The organism is Curtobacterium sp. 8I-2 (assembly GCF_902506155.1).
Classification (GTDB): Bacteria; Actinomycetota; Actinomycetes; order Actinomycetales; family Microbacteriaceae; genus Curtobacterium; species Curtobacterium poinsettiae.
The window spans coordinates 535,586-556,842 of sequence record NZ_LR732826.1 but is presented as its reverse complement, the minus strand read 5'-3'; the positions used below and the strand labels follow the sequence as shown (position 1 = coordinate 556,842).

General features: G+C 72.1%; 22 protein-coding genes. 9 read left to right on the top strand and 13 right to left on the bottom strand.

What is annotated here, in order from left to right; genetic code table 11:
• Positions 1-5: 5 nt before the first annotated feature.
• Positions 6-626 carry an alpha/beta hydrolase gene (locus BOSE127_RS02700; protein WP_017885845.1) on the bottom strand — a complete coding sequence of 207 codons (621 nt, stop codon included), beginning with the start codon at positions 624-626 and terminating at the stop codon, positions 6-8.
• Positions 627-699: 73 nt separating this feature from the next.
• Here BOSE127_RS02700 and BOSE127_RS02695 point away from each other — a divergent pair, with 73 nt between their 5' ends.
• The gene (locus BOSE127_RS02695; protein WP_017885846.1) at positions 700-1,242 is read left to right on the top strand and encodes an NUDIX hydrolase family protein; all 543 of its coding nucleotides are present in this window, start codon (positions 700-702) and stop codon (positions 1,240-1,242) included.
• A gap of 107 nt (positions 1,243-1,349) precedes the next feature.
• Here the strand turns inward: BOSE127_RS02695 and BOSE127_RS02690 are convergent, their stop codons facing one another.
• Positions 1,350-1,553, bottom strand: a complete 204-nt coding sequence (locus BOSE127_RS02690) for a CsbD family protein (RefSeq protein WP_017885847.1) — start codon at positions 1,551-1,553, stop codon at positions 1,350-1,352.
• 265 nt (positions 1,554-1,818) lie between these two features.
• Positions 1,819-3,429 carry a DEAD/DEAH box helicase gene (locus BOSE127_RS02685; RefSeq protein ID WP_017885848.1) on the bottom strand — a complete coding sequence of 537 codons (1,611 nt, stop codon included), beginning with the start codon at positions 3,427-3,429 and terminating at the stop codon, positions 1,819-1,821.
• A gap of 295 nt (positions 3,430-3,724) precedes the next feature.
• On the opposite strand from BOSE127_RS02685, the gene BOSE127_RS02680 reads away from it, so the two are divergent.
• Positions 3,725-4,552 carry an endo alpha-1,4 polygalactosaminidase gene (locus BOSE127_RS02680; RefSeq protein ID WP_236559495.1) on the top strand — a complete coding sequence of 276 codons (828 nt, stop codon included), beginning with the start codon at positions 3,725-3,727 and terminating at the stop codon, positions 4,550-4,552.
• 139 nt (positions 4,553-4,691) lie between these two features.
• Here the strand turns inward: BOSE127_RS02680 and BOSE127_RS02675 are convergent, their stop codons facing one another.
• The 4 genes from BOSE127_RS02675 to BOSE127_RS02660 all read right to left on the bottom strand — a co-directional run bounded on the left by BOSE127_RS02675 (position 4,692) and on the right by BOSE127_RS02660 (position 6,968).
• Complete coding sequence (locus BOSE127_RS02675; protein WP_031259158.1) at positions 4,692-5,051, bottom strand: GntR family transcriptional regulator; 360 nt, start codon at positions 5,049-5,051, stop codon at positions 4,692-4,694.
• A gap of 10 nt (positions 5,052-5,061) precedes the next feature.
• On the bottom strand, positions 5,062-5,634 hold the full coding sequence (locus tag BOSE127_RS02670) for a DUF1684 domain-containing protein (protein ID WP_056072354.1): 573 nt from the start codon (positions 5,632-5,634) through the stop codon (positions 5,062-5,064).
• A gap of 132 nt (positions 5,635-5,766) precedes the next feature.
• Complete coding sequence (locus BOSE127_RS02665; protein WP_159556132.1) at positions 5,767-6,249, bottom strand: hypothetical protein; 483 nt, start codon at positions 6,247-6,249, stop codon at positions 5,767-5,769.
• Between the two features lie 80 nt (positions 6,250-6,329).
• Complete coding sequence (locus BOSE127_RS02660) at positions 6,330-6,968, bottom strand: GNAT family N-acetyltransferase (protein ID WP_017885853.1); 639 nt, start codon at positions 6,966-6,968, stop codon at positions 6,330-6,332.
• Between the two features lie 91 nt (positions 6,969-7,059).
• Here BOSE127_RS02660 and BOSE127_RS02655 point away from each other — a divergent pair, with 91 nt between their 5' ends.
• Together BOSE127_RS02655 and BOSE127_RS02650 are read left to right on the top strand one after the other, a co-directional pair.
• Positions 7,060-7,665, top strand: a complete 606-nt coding sequence (locus BOSE127_RS02655; RefSeq protein ID WP_031259161.1) for a 2-phosphosulfolactate phosphatase — start codon at positions 7,060-7,062, stop codon at positions 7,663-7,665.
• Positions 7,666-7,707: 42 nt separating this feature from the next.
• Positions 7,708-8,010 carry a DUF427 domain-containing protein gene (locus BOSE127_RS02650; RefSeq protein ID WP_017885855.1) on the top strand — a complete coding sequence of 101 codons (303 nt, stop codon included), beginning with the start codon at positions 7,708-7,710 and terminating at the stop codon, positions 8,008-8,010.
• A gap of 27 nt (positions 8,011-8,037) precedes the next feature.
• On the opposite strand, the gene BOSE127_RS02645 is transcribed toward BOSE127_RS02650, so the two are convergent.
• The 6 genes from BOSE127_RS02645 to BOSE127_RS02620 form a co-directional block, all read right to left on the bottom strand.
• Positions 8,038-9,297, bottom strand: coding sequence for an Nramp family divalent metal transporter (locus BOSE127_RS02645; RefSeq protein ID WP_017885856.1), 1,260 nt, complete (start codon positions 9,295-9,297; stop codon positions 8,038-8,040).
• A 582-nt stretch (positions 9,298-9,879) separates the two neighbouring features.
• The gene (locus BOSE127_RS02640; protein WP_056072072.1) at positions 9,880-10,575 is read right to left on the bottom strand and encodes a CGNR zinc finger domain-containing protein; all 696 of its coding nucleotides are present in this window, start codon (positions 10,573-10,575) and stop codon (positions 9,880-9,882) included.
• Positions 10,576-10,622: 47 nt separating this feature from the next.
• Positions 10,623-11,114 carry a SprT-like domain-containing protein gene (locus BOSE127_RS02635; protein WP_159556131.1) on the bottom strand — a complete coding sequence of 164 codons (492 nt, stop codon included), beginning with the start codon at positions 11,112-11,114 and terminating at the stop codon, positions 10,623-10,625.
• Positions 11,111-11,941 (bottom strand): hypothetical protein, encoded by an 831-nt coding sequence (locus BOSE127_RS02630; protein WP_052481644.1) that lies wholly within the window; start codon positions 11,939-11,941, stop codon positions 11,111-11,113. The genes BOSE127_RS02635 and BOSE127_RS02630 overlap by 4 nt, the downstream gene beginning before the upstream one ends.
• 140 nt (positions 11,942-12,081) lie before the next feature.
• Positions 12,082-12,840: a DUF308 domain-containing protein gene (locus BOSE127_RS02625; RefSeq protein WP_159556130.1), complete on the bottom strand. Its 759-nt coding sequence runs from the start codon at positions 12,838-12,840 to the stop codon at positions 12,082-12,084.
• Positions 12,841-12,948: 108 nt separating this feature from the next.
• Positions 12,949-13,791 carry a spermidine synthase gene (locus BOSE127_RS02620; RefSeq protein ID WP_017885553.1) on the bottom strand — a complete coding sequence of 281 codons (843 nt, stop codon included), beginning with the start codon at positions 13,789-13,791 and terminating at the stop codon, positions 12,949-12,951.
• 131 nt (positions 13,792-13,922) lie between these two features.
• Between BOSE127_RS02620 and BOSE127_RS02615 the strand changes: the two genes are divergently transcribed.
• The 5 genes from BOSE127_RS02615 to rpoB all read left to right on the top strand — a co-directional run bounded on the left by BOSE127_RS02615 (position 13,923) and on the right by rpoB (position 21,228).
• Positions 13,923-14,444, top strand: coding sequence for a hypothetical protein (locus tag BOSE127_RS02615; RefSeq protein WP_017885552.1), 522 nt, complete (start codon positions 13,923-13,925; stop codon positions 14,442-14,444).
• Entirely contained in the window at positions 14,441-15,709 is a 1,269-nt protein-coding gene (locus tag BOSE127_RS02610) for a sensor histidine kinase (protein WP_017885551.1), read from the top strand. The genes BOSE127_RS02615 and BOSE127_RS02610 overlap by 4 nt, the downstream gene beginning before the upstream one ends.
• Positions 15,706-16,389, top strand: a complete 684-nt coding sequence (locus BOSE127_RS02605; protein WP_042537513.1) for a response regulator transcription factor — start codon at positions 15,706-15,708, stop codon at positions 16,387-16,389. Before BOSE127_RS02610 ends, BOSE127_RS02605 begins: the two co-directional genes overlap by 4 nt.
• Before the next feature lie 332 nt (positions 16,390-16,721).
• Positions 16,722-17,321, top strand: a complete 600-nt coding sequence (locus BOSE127_RS02600; protein WP_159556129.1) for a hypothetical protein — start codon at positions 16,722-16,724, stop codon at positions 17,319-17,321.
• Positions 17,322-17,739: 418 nt separating this feature from the next.
• On the top strand, positions 17,740-21,228 hold the full coding sequence (gene rpoB / locus BOSE127_RS02595) for a DNA-directed RNA polymerase subunit beta (RefSeq protein ID WP_159556128.1): 3,489 nt from the start codon (positions 17,740-17,742) through the stop codon (positions 21,226-21,228).
• The last annotated feature ends 29 nt before the right edge of the window (positions 21,229-21,257 follow it).

Genomic DNA, 21,257 nt, shown 5'->3' with positions numbered 1-21,257 from the left:
AGCGCCTACCCGGCGTCGACGAAGGCCGCCACGTCCGCGAGCTCCGCCGTCGACACCGCGTGCGGCAGGCCCGCGTAGGTCCGGTCGGTCACGTCGGTGTGCGCCGCGGCCCACACCTGTGTCCGAACGGTGGCCTCGGGCGGGATCACCGGGTCGAGGTCGCCGTGCCCCAGGAAGACCCTCGGCCGCACAGCCGAGACGGCCTCGTCACGCGAATCCGTGACGCCCGGCACCACGAACCCCGACAGCGACACCGCGAACGCGAAGGCCGCGGGCCGTGCCCGCAGGAGCTGGAGCGCCATCGAGCCGCCCTGCGAGAACCCGAGCAGTCCGATCCGCGGGTGGTCTGCGGCGACGGAGTCGATCCAGTCGAGCACCTCGTCGACCGCGGCGTCGACCGCCTCGGGCGCGGGGGAGCCGGGGGTGCCGAGCGGGTACCAGCTGAAGCCGGGCCCCCACGGCATCGGTGCCCGGAGCGAGGCGACGGTCCACGCGGGCGGCAGCGCGGGGGCGAGTCCGAGCAGGTCGTGCTCGTTCGACCCCACCCCGTGCATCGCGACGAGCAGGGGTGTGCCCCGCCGGTCCGAGGCACTCCGTGTCCACTGCACCAGGTCCGCATCGATCATGTGGACAACGCTAACCATCCCCAACTCCCGCGCCTTCCGCCGAACTCGCTGCCGTCCCTGGTAGACACGGTGCATGTCCTCGCTGCGCACCCCCGATCCCGACTCCGGCTGGCTGTCCGACGAGGAGCTCGCGAACGTCCGCCGTCGTCTGCCGATCTGCTACGTCGAAGCGGTCCCCGTCCGCACCGACGGCCTCGGTGTCGTGACCGAGGTCGGGGTGCTGCTGCGGGTCTCCCCGAGCGGTTCGATCGCCCGCACCCTGGTGTCCGGTCGCGTGATGTTCGGCGAGTCGATCCGCACCGCACTGTTCCGCCACCTGGAGAAGGACCTCGGGCCGATGGCGTTCCCGCAGCTGCCCTCGAGCCCGGCCCCGTTCACCGTGGCCGAGTACTTCCCGCTGCCCGGCGCCTCGGTGTACACCGACGAGCGGCAGCACGCGATCTCGCTGGCCTACGTCGTCCCGGTCACGGGGACGTGCGAGCCCCGGCAGGACGCTCTCGAACTCACGTGGATGAGCCCGATGGAAGCCGCGTCCGACGCCGTCGCCGACGAGATGGAAGGCGGCCGCGGCGCCCTGCTCCGGGCCGGTCTCGCGTCGGTCGGCGCCCTGCACTAGCCCGACGGGGGCGGTCGTACCCAGCGCACGACGAAGCCCCGCGCGCACGACGAAGCCCCCGGATCCGATCGGATCCGGGGGCTTCGCAGCGCGGTCGCGAACCGGCTTCAGTGCTTGTCGTTCTTGAAGCTGTCGGCGACGCCGTGCGCGGCGTCCTTGACGTCAGTGACGCCCTGCTTCGCCGAGGCCTTGCCCTGGTCGGTCTGGCCTTCGGCCTTCAGGCGGTCGTTGTCGGTCGCGTTCCCGACGGCTTCCTTGACCTTGCCTGCCGCCTTCTCAGCGGCGTTCTTGATGTCATCGATGCCAGCCATAGGCACTCCTTCCAGAAGCGGACGTGTTCCCCGTCAGCCGCTTGCGCGGCATCCGTTGAAGCAGACCGTACGCCCGCCGGGGTACCCCACCCCCAGCCCCCGCCAAGGTTTGGCCCCCGCCTTCACGCAAAACACCGGTGTTCGCGGATCACACCCCGGGATGCGGGGGTGCGAAACGTGAACACCGGTGTCTTGCGAGCACCGCCGGGCTCAGACCGACGGGCTCAGGCCGACGGGCTCAGACCGCGCGGGTCGAGCGGGTGGTTCAGTGGCGGTCCGCAGCGCCGGCCGGACGGGAGGCGCGGCGCGAGCCACCACGACGGTTGCCGCCCGACTCGTTGCCGGACCGACCCGCGGCGTAGCCGCCCTCGGACGACCAGACGGCCGACGAGCCGCCGCGCACGACGTCACCGCTGCCGGAGCGGCGGTTGCCGCCGCTGCGGCGACCACCGGTCGAACCGGCGGCCGCGGCGCCGGAGCGCCCGGCGCCCTCGGAACGCGCGCCACGGGCCGGACGGCCCTGACGGCCCCCGGCCGAACCGGCGGACTCGCCAGCGGAACCGGAGCGTGCGGGCTGCGCCGCGCCTCCCGACCGACCGCCGCGACCACGGCGACGACCGCCACCGTCACCGGCGGACTCGGCAGAGCGCTGCTTGGGCTGACGCTGCTGGGTGGGCTGCTCCTCGGCGACGTGGCGGATCGGGGCGACCTCGCCGACGAGCGCGGTGACCGCGGCGGAGGTCGAGGTGACGTGCTGCGGCGTGACCTTGATCGCAGCCGCACGCATCATCTGCGCGACGTCGCGACGCTCGGCGGGCATCGTCACCGTGACGACGTCACCGGACGAACCGGCGCGCGCCGTGCGACCCGAGCGGTGCAGGTACGCCTTGTGCTCGGTGGGCGGGTCGACGTGGACGACGAGCTCGACGTTGTCGACGTGCACGCCACGGGCGGCGACGTCGGTGGCGACGAGCACGAGGGCCTCACCGGAGGAGAACTTCGCGAGGTTGCGCTCACGGGCGCCCTGCGACAGGTTGCCCTGCAGGTCGACGGCCGGGATCCCCTGGCTGCTGAGCTGCTTGGCGAGGCGCTTGGCGTGGTGCTTCGTGCGCATGAAGAGGATGCGGCGACCGTTGCCCGAGGCGAGGGCGCTCACGAGGTGCTTCTTCGCGTCGGCGTCGGCGACCTCGAACAGGTGGTGGGTCATCGCCTCGACGGGGCTGTTCGCCTCGTCGACGGAGTGCATCACCGGGTTGTGCAGGAACTTCTTGACGAGCTTGTCCACACCGTTGTCGAGTGTGGCGGAGAACAGCAGACGCTGTCCCTTCTCGGGGGTCGCCTGCATGATCTTGGTGACGCCGGGCAGGAAACCCATGTCGGCCATGTGGTCGGCCTCGTCGAGGACGGTGACCTCGATGTCGCCCAGGTTCACGTGGCCCTGCTGCATGAGGTCGGCGAGGCGACCCGGGCAGGCGACCACGACGTCGACGCCGCCGCGCAGGGCGTCGACCTGACGACCCTGACCGACGCCACCGAAGATGGTCGTGGTGTTGAGGCCCATGGCCTTGGCGAGCGGGGCGAGCGCGACGTCGATCTGCGTCGCGAGCTCACGGGTCGGGGCGAGCACCAGCGCGCGGGGGCGACCGGCGCGGCGCTTGCGGCCACTGGCGGCGAGGCGGGCGACCAGCGGGATCGCGAACGCGATGGTCTTGCCGGAGCCGGTGCGGCCGCGGCCCAGGACGTCCTTGCCCTGCAGGGAGTCCGGGAGCGTGTCCGCCTGGATGGGGAACGCCATGTCCTTGCCCTGGTCGGCGAGGACGGAGACCATCGGCGCGGGGACGCCGAGGTCGGAGAAACGGATGTCTTCGGTGGTCATGGTGACCTTTCGAGCCGGAGCGAGCCGGCTGTGGGCGCACTTGCGAGGCAGCGCGCGGGCGGGATGCGCGCCAACGGATGTGGCTGGCGCAGTCGCCGCAGCAGAGAAGCCTGGGCACCTTCGTGAGGTGCTCGATCATCGACCGGAGTCCGGAGACAGGTGGTCGGGAGTTCGGGGCGTCCGTACGACGCACGAGGCGATCGGCGCCTCGAGTACGACCAGCATAGCGTGCACATGCCCGGATCAGCGAGGGCCGGGTGGTTCGCCCCGCGCATGCGAGGATTCCGGGGTGCGCATGCGAACCGTCCTGTTGACCACCGCGATGGCCCTGGTGGCCGTCCTCGGCACCGCCGGCTGCGCCGAGGCCGCGACGACCAGCGCGGCCGCCAGCTACCGGAACCTGCCGACCTCGGGCCGTGTGGACTACCAGCTCGGCGGCGGCTACACCCCGCCGTCCGGTGTCACGATCGTCGAGCGCGACAGCACCGACCGCCCGGCGAAGGGCAAGTACAACATCTGCTACGTCAACGGGTTCCAGACGCAGCCCGAGGCCGCCCGCACCTGGAAGAAGTCCTACCCGTCGGCGATCCTCCGCGACCGCGCTGGCAAGCCGGTCTCGGACCCGGGGTGGCCCGACGAGATGCTCCTCGACACCCGGACGGCGGCCAAGCGTGCCCTGATCACGAAGGTGCTCGCGAAGACCGTTGCCCGCTGCGCTGACCGCGGGTTCGACGCGGTCGAGTTCGACAACCTCGACTCCTGGACCCGCAGTGGCAAGCGGCTCACCCGGTCCGGCAACCTGGCGCTCGCGAAGTCGCTCGTCGCCAAGGGACACCGGCACGGCCTGGCCGTCGGGCAGAAGAACACACCGCAGCTCGGGGCGTCCGGCCGGAAGCAGACCGGGTTCGACTTCGTCGTCGCCGAGGAGTGCGTGCAGTACCGGGAGTGCGCGGCGTACACGAAGGCCTACGGCGGGCGGGTCATCGACGTGGAGTACTCGGACACCCTCAAGCGCTCGTGGGGGTCGGTGTGCACGCTGAAGAGCCGTCCGGCCATGACTATCCTGCGCGACCGCGACCTGGTGACCCCGAAGGACGACGCGTACGTCTACAAGCGCTGCTGATCGCTCGGGCGTTCCTTCCCAGAACGCGTGCGATGCCTGGTCGAATCGGGCGGAGCGGGTCGGAACTCCCGACGGGGTACGCCCGGAACGACCGGGTACGCCCGGAAGCGCCAGCCAGCCGGGCCAGCCCCGCGCAGCCCTACGCCGGCCAGGCCTCGCGCAACGCGGTCGCGGCCTGGTCCGCCGACAGCCCCGCCGAGCGCGCCGCGCCGGCCAGGGCACGAGCGGCCTCGGCCACGGCGTCGGGGACCGCCGCCGGCCGCACCACCCGGGTGCCGGCGCCCCGTGCGGTGTGCACGAGCCCGGCTTCCTCGAGCAGCTGGTAGGCCTTCGCGACGGTGCCGGCGGCGAGGCCGAGCTCGTCCGCCAGCCCCCGCACGCTCGGCAGCCGTTCGCCGTCCACCAGGTACCCGGCGGCGATCTGCGCGGCGATCTGCGATCGGACCTGCTCGAACGGGGGCACGCGGCCGCCGACGTCGAGGGCGACGAGTCCTGTCATGCGTTCCACCCTAGAAGTCGTACTGCTCGCCGACGGGGATCGGGACCGGCACGGTGTTGCCCGGAGGCGCGAGCGGGCACGCCCACGCTGGGTCGTACGCGCACGACGGGTTGTAGGCGAAGTTGAAGTCGAGCACGAGCGACCCGAGGTCGTCGCCGCCCAGGTCCGAGCCCTTGATGGTGTCGAGCAGGTAGCGGCCGCCGCCGTAGGTGCCGCGGGCCTTGCCGGCGCTGGCGTCCTTGACGGGCACGAACACCCCGCCCGCGTAGCCGCCGTGCTTCCAGACGTCGAGGGTGCCGACACCGGGGACCCGCACCAGGCCGAGGCGGTCGAAGTGGACGACGCCGTCGGTGCCGGTCTCGAAGTCGAAGTCGGCGGGCTCCGTGGCCTCGATGCGGACCTGGAAGCGCCAGGCGGGGTCGTAGTCCGGCACCGGCAGGGACTCGAAGTCGCGGGCGTCCTCGTCGAGCAGCGGCGACGCCGGGTGCTCCGCGAACATCGCGTCGCGGGTCTCCCGCCAGAGCGCGTGCGCCGTCTGGGGGTCCGGCGTCGCGCGGACACGGCGGTACAGGTCGAACGTCATCCGCCGCCAATCCGTCGTCGCCAGCGTGCTGCGCACACGGTCGTCGGTCGTCGGCTCCTGGGGGCGCGTCTGGCTCACGTGGACGAGGCTACGCCCGCTGCGCGGTGGACGGGAGGCCCGACCCGCGTCGCGTCACGCGCCGTCGGTCCGCCAGGTGGGCGCGAGGGCACGCATCCGGAACGCCCGCCACTGCCAGATGACCCACATGCCGGGCCACAGGGCGAGGCCGAGGGCGGCCGGTCGCATGCGGTAGGTCAGGCGGTCGAGCAGCAGGGTCCGGCCACCCGGTGCGGGGAGGACGGCCATCCGGTGCGACATCGTCATCCGGCCGAACAGCCCGGACGTGCCACCGCCGTTGTCGCGCTGCACGGGGACCCCCTGCACCTCGTACAGGTCGAGGTCGACGTGCGTGTCGCCGCTCGGCACCAGGCCGAAGGCGTCCGCGGTGATCGGGTGCGGGTGACCGGGTTCCCACCGCTCGGGGAACCCCTGCGGATCGCGGGAGCGGTAGGCCAGGAAGGGCTTCGTCACCGCCACCATCACGGACGGGGACAGCAGGGCGTCGCGCACGGCCTCGACCGGCGCGTCGAGGACGATCCGGAGGCCGACGTGCATGCCGGTGACGCTACGCCCGCGGGCTGGGCGCTGCTCCGTGCGTCGCCCATGCGGGCATCGCACCCGTCGCGGCGCGGGGATCAGGCGTGCCGGGCCGACCGGCGGCGGGACCCCTCGGCGCGGTCGTGCCGGCGGAGCCGCTCGGCCAGTCCGAGCCGGACGGCCGGCCACTCCGACGCGATGACCGAGAAGACCACGGTGTCGCGCAGGGTGCCGTCTCGGCCGATCGCGTGGTTCCGGAGCACGCCGTCCTGCTTGGCGCCGAGGCCCGCGATGGCCGCGCGCGACTGCAGGTTGTGCCAGTGGGTGCGGAACTCGACCGCGATGCACTGCCACGCCTCGAACGCGTGCGAGAGCATGAGCAGCTTCGACTCGGTGTTGATCCCCGAGCGCTGGGCAGACTTCGCCAGGAACGTGCTGCCGATCTCGACGTGACGGTTGCCCGTGTCGATGTTCATGAAGGTCGTCGCGCCCACCACCCGCCCGGTCGGGCGGTCCCGCACGGCGAAGGGCACCATGCGGCCGGCCTCGTGCTCGGCGAGCCGCCGGTCGATCTCGGCCTCGACCTGTGCCGGAGCGGGCACCGAGGTGTACCAGGTGCGCCACAGATCGCCGTCCGCGACCGCCGCCCGCAGGTCTTCCGCGTGCTCCTGCCCGAGGGGCTCGAGGGTCACACGGTCGCCGGTCAGTGTGGGCACGGGGGCGATCTCCATGACCATGCATCCTACGGTCGCCGACCCTGGCGGAACCCGGTCGGACGGCGACCCTGTGGAGAGGGACAGCATCGCCCGGACAGCTATCGTGACGGACGTGGCAGAACGCACCCAGGAGAAGTACCAGGTCCGGTTCGCGTGGGGTCCCGGAGGCGCGGCACGCATCGCCCACGGCACCCACCTGCTCGTCTGGGTCGACGCCCTGCCGCCGAGCCCCGACGCCGCCGCGCAGCGGCGCGCGCTCCGGAACGTGAGCGCCCAGCTGCCGGAGGGTCCGGAGGTCGTGCTCGGCCACCTCGGCAACGCGGCGGCGGTCGCGGAACGGGTGACGGGCCTCCAGGCCGCACGTGGTGACCGATGCGTCGTCGCGATCGTGGCCGCCGGGCTGCACCACACCGCGACCCTCGACGACGCGGCCGAGGCGGCGGGGGAGTCCGTCGACGTCGCCGACGCACCCGACTTTGCCGTCGAGGACCTGCTCGCCGCCGGAGCCGTCGTCGACGCACTCACCGAGGTCGGCATCGACCACACCTCACCCGAGGCCGCTGCGGCCTGCGCGGCGTACACGGGGCTCCGCCGTGCCGTGCGGCACCTGGTCAGCGCGTCCGAGGGAGCCGCCGTCCTGAGCCGGGACGACGTGCACGCGGCGCTCGCCGCAGGCCCCGACCTGCCCGTCCTGCGGGAATCGGGGGAGCGCGCGTAGCGTTCGCCCCGTCACGGAACCAGCGAGCGAAGGAGCAACGCCATGAAGGCAGTCGTCGGCGACACGGTGATCGCGGAGGCCCCGGAAGAGGACCTCATCAAGATCGAGGGCAACTGGTACTTCCCGCCGTCGAGCGTGAAGACCGAGCTCTTCACCGAGAGCCCCACCCAGTACCACTGCCCGTGGAAGGGCGACACCCAGTACTTCACGGTGAACGTGGACGGCCAGGCGCTGCAGGACCGCGCGTGGTCGTACCCGACGCCGATCCCGTCGTCGTTCGAGCGTGTCGGCAAGGACTACTCGGGCTACGTCGCGTTCTGGAAGGACGTCCAGGTCGTCGCGTGACGACCGCCGCGCCCTGACCGGTGTGCCTCAGCCGGTCAGGGTGAGCACCACCAGCGCGATGTTGAGCGCCACGATGACCGCCGCGATCACCCACGCCACCACGCGGGTGATCGCGGCGTTCACGTCGGTGCCCATCACGCTCCGCCGTGACGTGTAGACCACGAGCGGCACGATCGCGAAGGCGATCCCGAAGCTCAGCACCACCTGGCTGACGACGAGCAGCATCGTCGCGTCGATGTGCAGCGCGAGCAGCACGATCGCGGGCACCAGGGTGATCGCCCGCCGGGCCACCAGCGGGATCCGCACGTGCAGCAGCCCCTGCATGATCTCCGCTCCGGCCATGCAGCCCACCGAGGTCGAGGCCAGTCCGGACGCCAGCAGTCCGACGGCGAAGAGGACCCCGACGACCGGGCCCACGTTCTCGGCGATGGCCCGCTGCGCCCCGGGGATCGAGTCGGTGCCCGCGACGCCCGGCAGGGTGGCCGCGGCGAGGACGAGCATCGCGATGTTCACCCCACCCGCGACGATCAGGGCGAGCCCGACGTCCCACCGGGTCGCGACGAGCACCCGGCGACGCTCCGGCCCGGCGGGGACGTCCCCGTGACGGTCCCGGGCGAGCGCCGAGTGCAGGTACACGGCGTGCGGCATCACGGTCGCGCCGAGCATCGAGGCCGCGAGCAGCACCGACCCGGCGCCCTCGAACCGCGGCACGAGCCCGGCGACCAGGTCTGCGGGTGTGACGCGGGCGAACAGCAGCCCGGCGCAGAAGCCCACCGTCAGGATCGCGAGCATCGCCGTCACCACGGTCTCGAACAGGCGCGTGCCCCGGCGGCTGTGCAGGGTCAGCAGCAGCATCGAGACGAGCCCGGTGATGATCCCGCCGACCACGAGCGGCAGGTCGAAGAGCAGGTAGAGGGCCAGCGCGCCGCCGATGACCTCGGCGATGTCGGTCGCTGCCGCCACGATCTCGGCCTGGCCCCAGAACAGCAGGCGCGGCGCGCGCCGCATCCGCAGGCCCAGGTGTTCGGGCAGCGACTTGCCCGTCACCACCCCGAGCTTGGCGGACAGGTACTGCACCACCACGGCGCTGGCGTTCGCGGCCACGAGCACCCAGAGCAGCAGGTAGCCGTACTCGGCCCCGGCGGTCAGGTTGGCGGCGACGTTGCCCGGGTCGACGTAGGCGATGGCTGCGACGAAGGCCGGTCCGAGCAGGGTGAGGCCGGCTGCACGACGACGCGGGGCACCGGGCGGGCGCTCGTCGAGCCGGGTGCTGGCAGTGTCGGTCATGCACCGATCCTGCCAGAGGATTCGGGGCGCCGAATCTTTTTCTTCGCCGATGCTGCGTTCGGTGGCCACCACGCCCGTGAGCGTGCCTCGGGCGGTCGCGATCCGTCGGCTGGGATGCCGTCGAGCGACGGTTGGTGACCGCTCGGCAGAGATGGGCTGGGCGTCGTGACCGCTCGCGGAAGGCGGACGGGAGGCCCGTGGCGGCGCTGCCACGCGCCTCCTGTGCGGCCGGTTGGTCGCGACTCGTCGCTTGCGTCGCGTCGGCTGGTCGCGATCCGTCGGCTGGTCGCGATCCGTCGGCTGCGAGGCCGTCGGGCGACGGTTGGTGACCGCTCGGCGGAGGCGAGCGGGGTGTCGTGACCGCTCGCGGAAGGCGGACGGGAGGCCCGTGGCGGCGCTGCCACGCGCCTCCCGGCCGGTGGTTGGTCGCGACTCGTCGCTTGCGTTGCGTCGGCTGGTCACGACCGGTCGGCTGCGAGGCCGTCGGGCGACGGTTGGTGACCGCGCGGCGGTGGTGAGCGGGGTGTCGTGACCGCTCGCAGAGGGCGGACGGGAAGCGGTCAGGCCGTGCTCAGTGCCTGCTCACTCCGCAGCGCGGCGGGCGCGGTGCGCCCGGACCTTCGCCCGGTTGCCGCACCGCTGCATCGAGCACCAGCGCCGGGTCCCGCCGCGCGACGAGTCGTAGAACACCAGGCCGCAGTCCTCGGCCGAGCAGCGGCTCAGCCGGGTCGGGCGGCCGTCGGCCTCGACGTCGTCGAAGCCGACCTCGGTGAAGAGCGCGACGGCGTCGCGCGCGACGCTGGACAGGGCCTGGGCCAGGCGGACCCGGTTGGCTCCGGCGCGGCGTCGGCCACCCGGGAGGCTCGGGGGCACGTCCGGCAGGGCGGCGAACAGGTTGACGGTGTCGATGTCGTCGGGCGCGGGGCGCGTGCGGCCGGCTCCGGCGCGCAGGCCCGCCGCCACGGCGGTGCGCTCGGCGGCCGTGCTCGCCGGCGCGGGGGCGGCGGCGACGGCCAACCGGGCGATCGCGGCGCGCAGGGCGCGGGCGTCCTGCAGCTCGCGGCCGCTGGCGCCGACGTCGATCGGCTCGGTGTGCTCGCTGAGCCACTCGTCCAGGTCGGCCGGGCTCGCGAGCAGTTCGCCGAGCTGCGACCGCGGGCGTCGTCCGGCGGAGTCGTCGGCGAAGCCACCCGTGTGCGCGAAGTCGAGCGCGATCCGTCCGGCGTCGAAGAACCAGGAGGAACCGGCGTCCGTGCGGATGTGCTGCCCCGTGTGCATCCGCCCAGGCTAACGGGTTACCGGCGCGCCTCCGTGCGTCGGGCACCTCATGCGGTATTCGACGCCATCGTGGCCGCGTCGTCGTCGGCGGTCCGGCGCCGCCAGGTGATGACGTTCCGGGCGTCGAACCGTCGGGAGCAGCGGGCACAGGCCAGGGGGCGTGTGGGGGTGCGGTACCGGAAGTGCTCGTGGCCCGCGGGGCAGCTGCCGATCCACGGTGCGAGCTCGCTGGCGATCGGCCCGTCGTGCAGGCGGGAGCCGGTGTACCCGATCGACGCGGCCGTGCGCTTCCACTTCGGTCCGTGTGCCGCCCGTGCGCCGGCGAGGGCGTGGGCGACCTCGTGCAGCAGGACCTGCTCGACGTCGTGATCGGAGAACCGGGTGGCCAGGTGACGGCTCACGGTGATCCGCTTCCGCGCGAAGTCGCACTGGCCGGCGCGGGTCTTCGCGTGGTCGAACCCGAACGCCCAGGTGCCGGCGCCGAGGTGTTCTGCGATCAGGGCCTCGGCGCGGAGCCGGACGGTCTCGAGCGCGGTCACTGCTCGGCGCGCGGGTCGGCCTGGCCCTTCTTCGCTGCCCGGGCCGCGATCCGACCCCAGATGTCGTCGGCCTCGGTCCGCGCGGCGTCGGGCGCACCGAGCACGCGACGGCGGATCGGCGGGACCTGCTTCACCGGCTCGGCGACGCGGGTGACGGGTTCGTCGTCCTCGGCGCGACGGGCGGCGACCTCGCGGGCCGTCCGGGGCTTGTCCGACGGTTCCGCCGGGTGCGTGATGGCGGCACGCATCGCGGCCTCGACCGCGGTGCGCAGGGCGTCGGTGCGCTCCGACGGCGCCCCCGCCTGGCGGAAGGCCTGGTAGGCCCGCGACAGGGCGGCGCGCGCCTCGTCGAAGCGGTCGTTCTCGAACAGCGACCAGCCCTCGATCTCGGCGGCGGCACCTTCGAGCTCCGGCCACTCCTCGGTGGCGGCGGTGTCGCGGGCCATGGCGGCTTCGTTGGCGGCGCGGTCGTGGCGCCCCAGGTCGTGCAGGACGTGCGCACGACGGATCCGTGCGGCGACCTTGTCCTGGCGCTCCCCGGTGAACATCGCGAGACGGAACACCTCTTCCGCGATGACGAGCGACTCGTCCAGACGACCGAGCAGACGGAGCAGCTCGGCCCGTTCGGCGAGGGCGTCGGTGCTGCGGCTCTGGCCGAGGTCGCGGAGCCGCTGGTGCACGGCGTCGACGTCGACCGCGGGTCGCAGGCTGATGGGCGCGAAGGTGCTGCCCGGGCTGACCCCGGCCGTCACGGGAGCCGCGTGGCGCGGTTCACGGGAACGGTCGGACGGGTCGGGCAGCTGGCGGTCGTCGGGCGGGAGGGACATCGGTTCGAGGGTAGCCGCGGTCTGCCGGGAGCCGTCGGTGCGACGCGCTCAGGTTGCGCGGGTGCGGCGGTCCGGGGTGCCCGGCGGAACGACCGACGGCCCGCCGTGCCGGAGCACGACGGGCCGTCCGGAGCGGTCGATCAGGAGTTGGCGGCCACCGCGGCGGCAGCGGCCACGCCGACGTAGGTGACCAGCGTCGCGATCGTGGCGACGACGGCCAGGACGATCGCGAAGATGCCCCAGCCGCGACCACGCTTGGTCACGGCGGCGATGATGCCCTGCACGAGCGCCCAGAGCCCGAGGATCGCGGCGACGCCGGCGATCACCGCACCGACACCGATCTGCGAGATGACGGCCGGGTCGTTCATGAGCTGACGCTGCAGCTCCTGCTGGTCCGGGGTGGCGCCGCTGCTCGGGACGAGGTTGTTGATCGCGTCGCTGTTGGCGAGCGCCGACCCCATCACGTACCCACCGATGACGCCGATCACGAGCGCGGCGAGTCCGAGGACGAACGCCACCACACCGAGGGTCTTCTTCTTGGGCTTCGGCTCGTCGTAGCTCTGCCAGGCCGGGGCACCGGAGTGCGACGGCGCGGCGGCGTACGGCTGCTGGTCGTGGCCCTGCTCGTGACGCTGCTGGTCGTTCCAGCTCGGCGTGCTCGACGGCTGGTCGTACTGCTGCTGCCCGTACTGACCCTGCTGCTCGCCGTTCGGCTGGCCGTACTGCTGCTGGCCCTGCCCGTACTGCTCGCCGTACTGCGGGGTCGAGGTCGGCGTCGGGTCCACCCGCTCGCCGTACCGCGGGGCGTCGGCGTCGGGCCGCTGCTGCGGGGCTTCGCCCCAGCTCGGCGCCTGGCCGTCGCCCGTCCGGTCCTGGTCGTTCCGGTCGTCGTTCGTCATCAGGGTTCCCATCGCTCGGTCGCGCACCTGCGCGGTCGTTCAGACCATCCTGACAGCCGGACCGGCCGAACGCCCGAAGTCCGTCCCCGGCGAGGCCCCGCGCGGGCGTCAGCCCCCGAACACGCTCCGGTTCGGCTCGGGGGACGCGACCGCCGTCTGGTCGGTGACGATCGGCGCTCCGGCGATGAACGAGCGGAGCTCCGCACCGTGCACGACCTTCGCCGGCATCGGGTCCGACGAGTACCGCCTGGGCATGTCCGCCACCGGCAGGTCGGTCGGCGAGCCGAGCAGCACGATGTTGCCGAACCGTCGGCCCTTGAGCATCCCGGTGTCCGCGACCGCGGCGACCGAGGGCAGCACCGACTGCAGGGTCGACGCCTGTCCGCGGGCGAAGGCCAGCCCGGCGCCGTCGGCCACGTTCACCGCGACGATGCCCGTCGGCGACAGGAACGCGGCGACCTCGCGGTAGAACTCGACGCTCGTCACGTGGGCGGGGATCTGCGAACCGCCGAACACGTCCACCACCGCCAGGTCCACCGTGCCGCGCAGGCCGGCGGGCAGCTTGCCGAGGACCTCGCGGGCGTCGCCGTACCGCACCCGGATCGAGGCGCCGCGGGGGAACGGCAGGGCCTCGCGCACGTGCTCGACCAGGTCGCGCTCGAGCTCGATGACCTGCTGCCGCGAACCCGGACGCGTCACGGCGACGTAGCGGGGCAGGGTCAGTGCCCCGGCGCCCAGGTGCAGCGCCGTGACCGGGCCGTCGGGCAGCAGGTCGATCGCGTGCCCGATCCGCCGGATGTACTCGAACGCCAGGTGGGTCGGGTCCTCGAGGTCCACGTGCGACTGGGGGGTGCCGTCCACCACCAGGGTGAAGGACCCCGGCCGGTGCCGGTCCGGCTCCACCACCGAGTACCCCGCACCGATCCGGAACCCGTCGAACGCATCAGCCATGCGGTCAATGGAACACCACCGCGATCACCACCCGCGTCCCCACCCCTGGTTGGTGTGCCCGGGGGACACCCGGAACGAGGCTGATCACACCGGTCGGGAAGGCCCCGCCGGACCACTTCGAAAGGCACACCATGTCGGTCCAGCTCCTCGCGAACGTGCTCATCGGCCTCGCCCTCGTCGGCCTCCTGGCGTACCGGCAGGCGACCTGGCGCTCCCTCGACCCGGCGCGCATCTGGCGCGGACCGCTCGTCATGGCGATCGTCGGGGTGGTCGTCCTCGCGCAGACCACGACGACCGTCACCACCACCGACGTCGTGTTCCTCGGACTCGAGGCCCTGCTCACCGTCGCCGTCGGCCTGGCGATGGGGGCCATGACCCGGTTCCGCACCGTGACGACACCGGACGACAAGGGCCGGACCCTGCAGTCCCGCACCGGTTGGCTCGGCGCCGGCCTCTGGATCGTCCTCATCGCCGCCCGCATCGGCCTCGACGTCCTCGGTGGCCACCTCGGTGCGCACCTGCTCACCTCGACCGGCACGATCCTGCTCGTGCTCGCCCTGAACCGAGCCGCCCGCGCCCTGGTCGTCGACCAGCGCATCCCCCGCGGGACCGACCGCCCGGCGACCGCCGGCCGCGGCATGATGGTGCGGTGAGCCTGCCGACCGAACCGGAGCGGACCGACCCCGCCGGGGTCCGGTCCCGCTCCGGCGTCTCGTGGCTGCTCAACGGCGTGGGCATCGCCGTGGTCGCCTTCTGGTTCGTCCGGAACGGCGTCCTGCTCCACCACCCCGCGTGGGTCTGGGTCCTCGGGGCCGCTGCGCTCGCCGCCTGGGCCGTCCGTGAAGGGGCACGCACACCCCGGGTCCTCGTCGCCGCAGCCGGCGTGATGGTCGCCGCCGGATCGCTCACCGTGGTGCCGACCGACTCGCTGCTGGTCGTGCCGGTGATCGTCGGGCTCGTCGTCCTCGGTGCCGACCTCCGCCTGCCGGTCTGGACGGCCGCGGTCGCCGCGCTCGCCGCCGTCGTGGTGGTCGCCGTCACCGCGACGCTCGAGCAGACGTCCGTGCAGTTCGTCCTCGGCGTGAGTGGCGGGCTGCTGCTCGGCGTGCTCGTCGGGTTCAGCCGTCGGCAGGCGCGGCTCACGACGGCGCAGGCCCGCGAGACCGAGCGCCAGCAGCAGCGCGCACGGCTCCTCGCCGACCGGTCGCGGGCGTCCCGGGACATCCACGACGTCCTCGCCCACTCGCTCGGCGGCCTGGTGCTGCAGCTCGACGCGGTCGAGGCCCTGCTGGAGGCCGGCCGCGTCGACGAGGCCACCCGCCGTGCCGGTGACGCCCGCGCGCTCGCCGCCGACGGTCTGGCCGAGGCGCGGCGTGCGGTGCACGCGCTCCGCGACGAGCCGCACTCCGGACGACCAGTTCCCGACGAGCCCCGGACCCACCGACCGCAGCCCGACCAGCCGGAGCCGACCCGTGCCTCCAGTCCGTCCGCAGACCGCGGGGCGGGCCTGACGGCCCTCGTCGACGCGCACCGCTCGTTCGGCGGCGAGGCCGTGGTGCAGGGCGACGCGACCCTCGCGGTCCTCGACGACGCCCACCGTGCCGCCGTGGTCCAGGTCGTCCGGGAGGCCCTCAGCAACGCCCGCAGGCACGCCCCCGGCCGCCCCGTGTCCCTGTCCGTGATCCGGGACGGCGACGCCGTGGACGTCGTCGTGGCGAACCCGTTGCCCAGCGGCGGCCAGGGGCTGCTCGGGATGCGCGAGCGGTTCGCGGAACTCGGCAGCGAGGCCACGGTCGAGGCCGAGCGTTCCGACGACGAGTTCGTCGTCGCCATGCACCTGCCCGTCGACGGCACGCGCGAGGCGGACACTGCGGACGACGCGGACGCGGCGGTCGTCGCCGAGGACGACCGCTCGTGACCATCCGGGTGCTCGTGGTCGACGACCAGGCCATCGTCCGCGACGGCCTGGTGACGGTGCTGTCGCTCGTGCCAGACCTGCGGGTGGTCGGGCAGGCGGCCGACGGGGCCGAGGCGATCGCCGCCGTCGGCCGGGACACACCCGACGTCGTCCTGATGGACCTGCGGATGCCGGGCGTCGACGGGCCGACCGCCACCGCACGGATCGTCGCCGAGCACCCCGGGGTCGCGGTGCTGGTGCTGACGACGTACGCCGACGACGACTCCATCGTCACCGCGATGCGGGCCGGGGCGCGTGGCTACCTGACGAAGGACGCGGGGCGGGCGGAGATCGCGGCCGCGGTGCGTGCGGTGGCCGCGGGGCAGTCGACCTTCGACGCGACGGTGGGAGCGCGGCTCGTGGCACACCTCGTCGGTGGTGCCGGTGCCGGTGCCGGTTCCGGTGGCCCTGCTGCTGCGCCTGCGGAGCCCGATCCCGGCCCGGCGCTCGGTGCGCGGTTCCCGGACCTCACCCCGCGCGAAGTGGACGTCCTCGAGCGCATCGCCGACGGCCGGACGAACCCCGAGATCGCCGCCGAGCTGTTCCTGACGGTGCCCACCGTGAAGTCGTACGTGAACCAGGTCTTCGCGAAGCTCGGGGTCCGCACCCGCGCCGAGGCCGTCGCCCGCGTCCTGCGCTGACCGTCGGCAGCCCGACGTCGTCCCCGGGTGACGCACTCGGGACAGGTGGATGCGTGCACATCGACGGCCAGCGGACGCCAAGACTCGTCGCCTACCGTTGACGCCTGTCGTCACGACGCCCGAGCGTCGATGCGTGTGTGCCCCACACCCCACGCGTCCGCCCGGACACCGTGACCACGACGTGCCCGTGAGCGCCCCCACCGCTCGAGCGTGCGCGCCGTCGGCGTGCTGCTGCGCGCCACCCCTCCGGCCACCCGCGCGCGCTGGCCGTCGAACGCACCGCACCCGATGACGAGTGCACCACTGCTGATCCGCCGCAGGAGACCTCCGTCATGACCGCCGACACCATGAGCGTGCCCACCACACGCCGCACCACCCCGGACCCCCACCGGTCCGGCAGCCGACCCACCCGGGCGATCCGGGCCTCCAGGCCGTTCCACGCCGACCGCGAGGCGGCGCCGACCTGGATGCGCCTCGTCGGCACCGCGCTGTTCGTGGCCGGCGCCGGGCTGTCCGCCGCCGTGCTCGGCTGGCCGGGCGATGCACCCGAGGTCGCGCTCCTGGTGCCGGGACTGCTCGCCGTCGCCCTCGGACTGCTGCTCGTCCTCGCCCGTGCCGGGTTCACCGTCACCGAGCGGCACGTGACCCTGCACTTCCGTCCGCTCCCGCCGCGACGCATCGCGCGCCGGCGGATCACCGACGTCCGTCTGGTCGAGGCGGACGCGGCCACCTACGGCGGGGTCGGCCTGCGGATCCGTCGCGGCGTGCGGGCGCTCATCCTCACGCCGGGGCTCGGGATCGAGCTCACCGACGACCGGGGGCGGGTCACGTTCGTCCGCACGCGGCGTCCCGAGGACGCGTTCCGTGCGCTGGCCGGACTGCCGGGCGGGCCGGGAGGCGCGGATCGCGTCGATCGCGAGCGTCTGGGCTGAGCAGGGGGCGCGTCCGGGCTGCACATCGGATGCGTCTCGGCTGCCTGCGCAGGGGAATGGAAGCGGCGTCCGGCGGCTTATACACGCCACTGCCGAATCCGGTCAAGCCGGGACTGGACAGCACGCCGCGGAGCGAACTATGATGACAGTTCGCGCTCCCTGGCATCCGTGTCGTCATATTTCGGTCGACGCAGAGTTCTGAGACAGAAACTCATCTCGCCCTGGTGCAGCCGGACCCGTATATGGCGGCGGGTACCGCTCACGGAGATCATCCCACACGTGCACCGACGTTCCGCGTCAGGCACGCGTCGGCGTGGTCGCAGGGCTTGCACTCTCAGGGTTCGCCGAGCGATCAATCCACTCACCTACACACTGCTCGTCAGTGTCGGCCCGACGGGGCCTACCGGAGGTCACACCCTTGGCTGCTGCGCCCAACGCATCCACCAACCCCAAGAACGGTCGCAACCACTCGCGACTCTCGTTCGCCAAGATCACGGACACCCTCACGGTTCCTGATCTGCTCGCACTCCAGACGGAGAGCTTCGACTGGCTCGTCGGCAACGACGTCTGGAAGGCCCGCCTCGCCGAAGGGCAGGAGCAGGGTCGCGCCGACCTCGCGCTGCACTCGGGGCTCGAGGAGATCTTCGAGGAGATCTCCCCGATCGAGGACCTCGGCGAGACCATGCAGCTCTCGTTCACGGCTCCCGAGCTCGAGGACCCGAAGTACTCGATCGACGACTGCAAGGAGCGCGGCAAGACCTACGCCGCTCCGCTGTACGTCAACGCCGAGTTCATGAACCACATGACGGGTGAGATCAAGACGCAGACGGTCTTCATGGGCGACTTCCCGCTCATGACCGAGCGCGGCACGTTCATCATCAACGGCACCGAGCGCGTCGTCGTGTCGCAGCTCGTCCGTTCGCCCGGCGTGTACTTCGAGCGCCAGCAGGAGAAGACCTCCGACAAGGACATCTACTCGGCGCGGATCATCCCGTCGCGTGGTGCCTGGCTCGAGTTCGAGATCGACAAGCGCGACCAGGTGGGCGTGCGCATCGACCGCAAGCGCAAGCAGTCCGTGACCGTCTTCCTCAAGGCCCTCGGCCTGACGAGCGAAGAGATCATGGACGAGTTCCAGGGCTTCGCGTCGATCGAGTCGACCCTCGAGAAGGACGCCGTCCTCACGAAGGAAGAGGCGCTCAAGGACATCTACCGCAAGCTCCGCCCGGGCGAGCAGGTCGCTGCCGAGGCCGCGCGTGCGCTCCTCGACAACTTCTACTTCAACTCGAAGCGCTACGACCTGGCGAAGGTCGGCCGGTACAAGGTCAACCGCAAGCTCGGCATGGACGCCCCGCTGTCCGACTCGGTGCTCACCGTCAAGGACATCGTCGCGACGATCAAGTACCTGGTGTCGCTGCACGCCGAGCGCACCACGATCGACGGCATCCGTGACGGCGAGCCGGTGCAGCTGCGCCTCGACGTGGACGACATCGACCACTTCGGCAACCGTCGCATCCGCGCCGTCGGCGAGCTCATCCAGAACCAGGTCCGCACGGGTCTGTCCCGCATGGAGCGCGTCGTCCGCGAGCGCATGACCACGCAGGACATCGAGGCGATCACGCCCCAGACGCTCATCAACGTGCGTCCGGTCGTCGCCGCGATCAAGGAGTTCTTCGGGACCTCCCAGCTGTCGCAGTTCATGGACCAGAACAACCCGCTCGCGGGTCTGACGCACAAGCGTCGCCTGTCGGCCCTCGGCCCGGGTGGTCTGTCCCGTGAGCGTGCCGGCGTCGAGGTCCGCGACGTCCACCCGTCGCACTACGGCCGCATGTGCCCGATCGAGACCCCGGAAGGCCCGAACATCGGCCTGATCGGCTCGCTCGCGTCGTTCGGTCGGATCAACTCGTTCGGCTTCATCGAGACCCCGTACCGTCGCGTCGTCGACGGCGAGGTCACGAAGACCATCGACTACCTCACCGCTTCGGAAGAGGACGACTTCGTCGTCGCGCAGGCCAACGCCCCGCTGACGAACGACTTCCACTTCGCCGACGACAAGGTGCTCGTCCGCAAGAAGGGCGGCGAGGTCGAACTCGTCGCCAAGGGCGAGGTCGACTACATGGACGTCTCCCCGCGCCAGATGGTGTCGGTCGCGACGTCGCTCATCCCGTTCCTCGAGCACGACGACGCGAACCGCGCCCTCATGGGTGCGAACATGCAGCGTCAGGCCGTCCCGCTGCTCCGCTCCGAGTCGCCGCTCGTCGGCACCGGCATGGAGGGCTACACGGCCATCGACGCCGGCGACGTCGTCACCGCCGACAAGGCCGGTGTCGTCTCCGAGGTCTCGGCCGACGCCGTCACCCTGCAGCTCGACGAGGGCGGCACGCAGACCTACTACCTGCGCAAGTTCGACCGCTCCAACCAGGGCACGAGCTACAACCACCGCGTCATCGTCTCCGCAGGCGAGCGCGTCGAGCAGGGCGAGGTCATCGCCGACGGTCCCGCGACGGAGAACGGCGAGCTCGCGCTCGGCAAGAACCTCCTCGTCGCGTTCATGCCGTGGGAGGGCTACAACTACGAGGACGCGATGATCCTGTCGCAGAACCTCATCAAGGACGACACGCTCTCCTCGATCCACATCGAGGAGTATGAGGTCGACGCCCGCGACACCAAGCTCGGCAAGGAGGAGATCACCCGTGACCTCCCCAACGTCAGCCCGGACCTGCTGGCCGACCTCGACGAGCGCGGCATCATCCGCATCGGTGCCGAGGTCCGCCCCGGCGACATCCTCGTCGGCAAGGTCACGCCGAAGGGCGAGACCGAGCTGAGCGCCGAGGAGCGTCTGCTCCGTGCCATCTTCAACGAGAAGTCGCGCGAAGTCCGCGACACCTCGCTCAAGGTGCCCCACGGTGAAGAGGGCACGATCATCGGCGTCAAGGTGTTCGACTCGCAGGACGGCGACGACGAGCTCGGCTCGGGCGTCAACCAGCGCGTGGTCGTCTACATCGCCCAGAAGCGCAAGATCACCGCGGGTGACAAGCTCGCCGGTCGTCACGGCAACAAGGGCGTCATCTCGACCATCCTCCCGGTCGAGGACATGCCGTTCCTCGCCGACGGCACCCCCGTCGACATCGTCCTCAACCCGCTCGGCGTCCCCGGCCGCATGAACTTCGGCCAGGTGCTCGAGATCCACCTCGGGTGGCTCGCCAAGCAGGGCTGGAACGTCGAGGGCATCCAGGAGTGGGCCGAGAACCTGCCGGAGGCAGCGCACAGCGCCGAGCCCGGCACCAAGGTCGCCACCCCGGTGTTCGACGGTGCGTACGAGCGCGAGATCGAGGGCCTCCTCGACTCGACCCTCCCGAACCGCGACGGCGAGCGCCTGATCGGCTCGTCCGGCAAGGCGCAGCTCTTCGACGGCCGCTCCGGCGAGCCGTTCCCGGAGCCCGTCTCGGTCGGCTACATGTACATCCTCAAGCTGCACCACCTGGTCGACGACAAGATCCACGCGCGTTCGACCGGTCCGTACTCGATGATCACGCAGCAGCCGCTGGGTGGTAAGGCGCAGTTCGGTGGACAGCGATTCGGTGAGATGGAGGTGTGGGCGCTCGAAGCGTACGGCGCCGCTTACGCCCTCCAGGAGCTCCTGACGATCAAGTCCGACGACATCCTCGGCCGCGTGAAGGTCTACGAGGCGATCGTCAAGGGCGAGAACATCCAGGAGCCCGGTATCCCCGAGTCCTTCAAGGTCCTCATGAAGGAGATGCAGTCGCTCTGCCTGAACGTCGAGGTCCTCTCGGCCGACGGCCAGGCGGTCAGCCTGCGCGACAACGATGACGAGGTCTTCCGCGCTGCGGAGGAGCTGGGCATCAACATCTCCTCGCGGTTCGAGTCGTCCTCCGTCGACGACATCTGATCCCGCCCGTACATCGAAGCCTGAATCAG

What these genes read in the sequence shown, in the direction of transcription:
- BOSE127_RS02645 (WP_017885856.1), bottom strand. Translation starts at nt 9,297, where the DNA reads ATGACCGACACTGCCAGCACCCGGCTCGACGAGCGCCCGCCCGGTGCC.
- BOSE127_RS02625 (WP_159556130.1), bottom strand. Translation starts at nt 12,840, where the DNA reads ATGACGAACGACGACCGGAACGACCAGGACCGGACGGGCGACGGCCAG.
- BOSE127_RS02670 (WP_056072354.1), bottom strand. Translation starts at nt 5,634, where the DNA reads ATGACGTTCGACCTGTACCGCCGTGTCCGCGCGACGCCGGACCCCCAG.
- BOSE127_RS02675 (WP_031259158.1), bottom strand. Translation starts at nt 5,051, where the DNA reads ATGACAGGACTCGTCGCCCTCGACGTCGGCGGCCGCGTGCCCCCGTTC.
- BOSE127_RS02680 (WP_236559495.1), top strand. Translation starts at nt 3,725, where the DNA reads ATGCGAACCGTCCTGTTGACCACCGCGATGGCCCTGGTGGCCGTCCTC.
- BOSE127_RS02665 (WP_159556132.1), bottom strand. Translation starts at nt 6,249, where the DNA reads ATGCACGTCGGCCTCCGGATCGTCCTCGACGCGCCGGTCGAGGCCGTG.
- BOSE127_RS02660 (WP_017885853.1), bottom strand. Translation starts at nt 6,968, where the DNA reads ATGGTCATGGAGATCGCCCCCGTGCCCACACTGACCGGCGACCGTGTG.
- BOSE127_RS02615 (WP_017885552.1), top strand. Translation starts at nt 13,923, where the DNA reads ATGTCGGTCCAGCTCCTCGCGAACGTGCTCATCGGCCTCGCCCTCGTC.
- BOSE127_RS02620 (WP_017885553.1), bottom strand. Translation starts at nt 13,791, where the DNA reads ATGGCTGATGCGTTCGACGGGTTCCGGATCGGTGCGGGGTACTCGGTG.
- BOSE127_RS02600 (WP_159556129.1), top strand. Translation starts at nt 16,722, where the DNA reads ATGACCGCCGACACCATGAGCGTGCCCACCACACGCCGCACCACCCCG.
- BOSE127_RS02640 (WP_056072072.1), bottom strand. Translation starts at nt 10,575, where the DNA reads ATGCACACGGGGCAGCACATCCGCACGGACGCCGGTTCCTCCTGGTTC.
- BOSE127_RS02685 (WP_017885848.1), bottom strand. Translation starts at nt 3,429, where the DNA reads ATGACCACCGAAGACATCCGTTTCTCCGACCTCGGCGTCCCCGCGCCG.
- BOSE127_RS02630 (WP_052481644.1), bottom strand. Translation starts at nt 11,941, where the DNA reads ATGTCCCTCCCGCCCGACGACCGCCAGCTGCCCGACCCGTCCGACCGT.
- BOSE127_RS02690 (WP_017885847.1), bottom strand. Translation starts at nt 1,553, where the DNA reads ATGGCTGGCATCGATGACATCAAGAACGCCGCTGAGAAGGCGGCAGGC.
- BOSE127_RS02695 (WP_017885846.1), top strand. Translation starts at nt 700, where the DNA reads ATGTCCTCGCTGCGCACCCCCGATCCCGACTCCGGCTGGCTGTCCGAC.
- BOSE127_RS02700 (WP_017885845.1), bottom strand. Translation starts at nt 626, where the DNA reads ATGATCGATGCGGACCTGGTGCAGTGGACACGGAGTGCCTCGGACCGG.
- BOSE127_RS02650 (WP_017885855.1), top strand. Translation starts at nt 7,708, where the DNA reads ATGAAGGCAGTCGTCGGCGACACGGTGATCGCGGAGGCCCCGGAAGAG.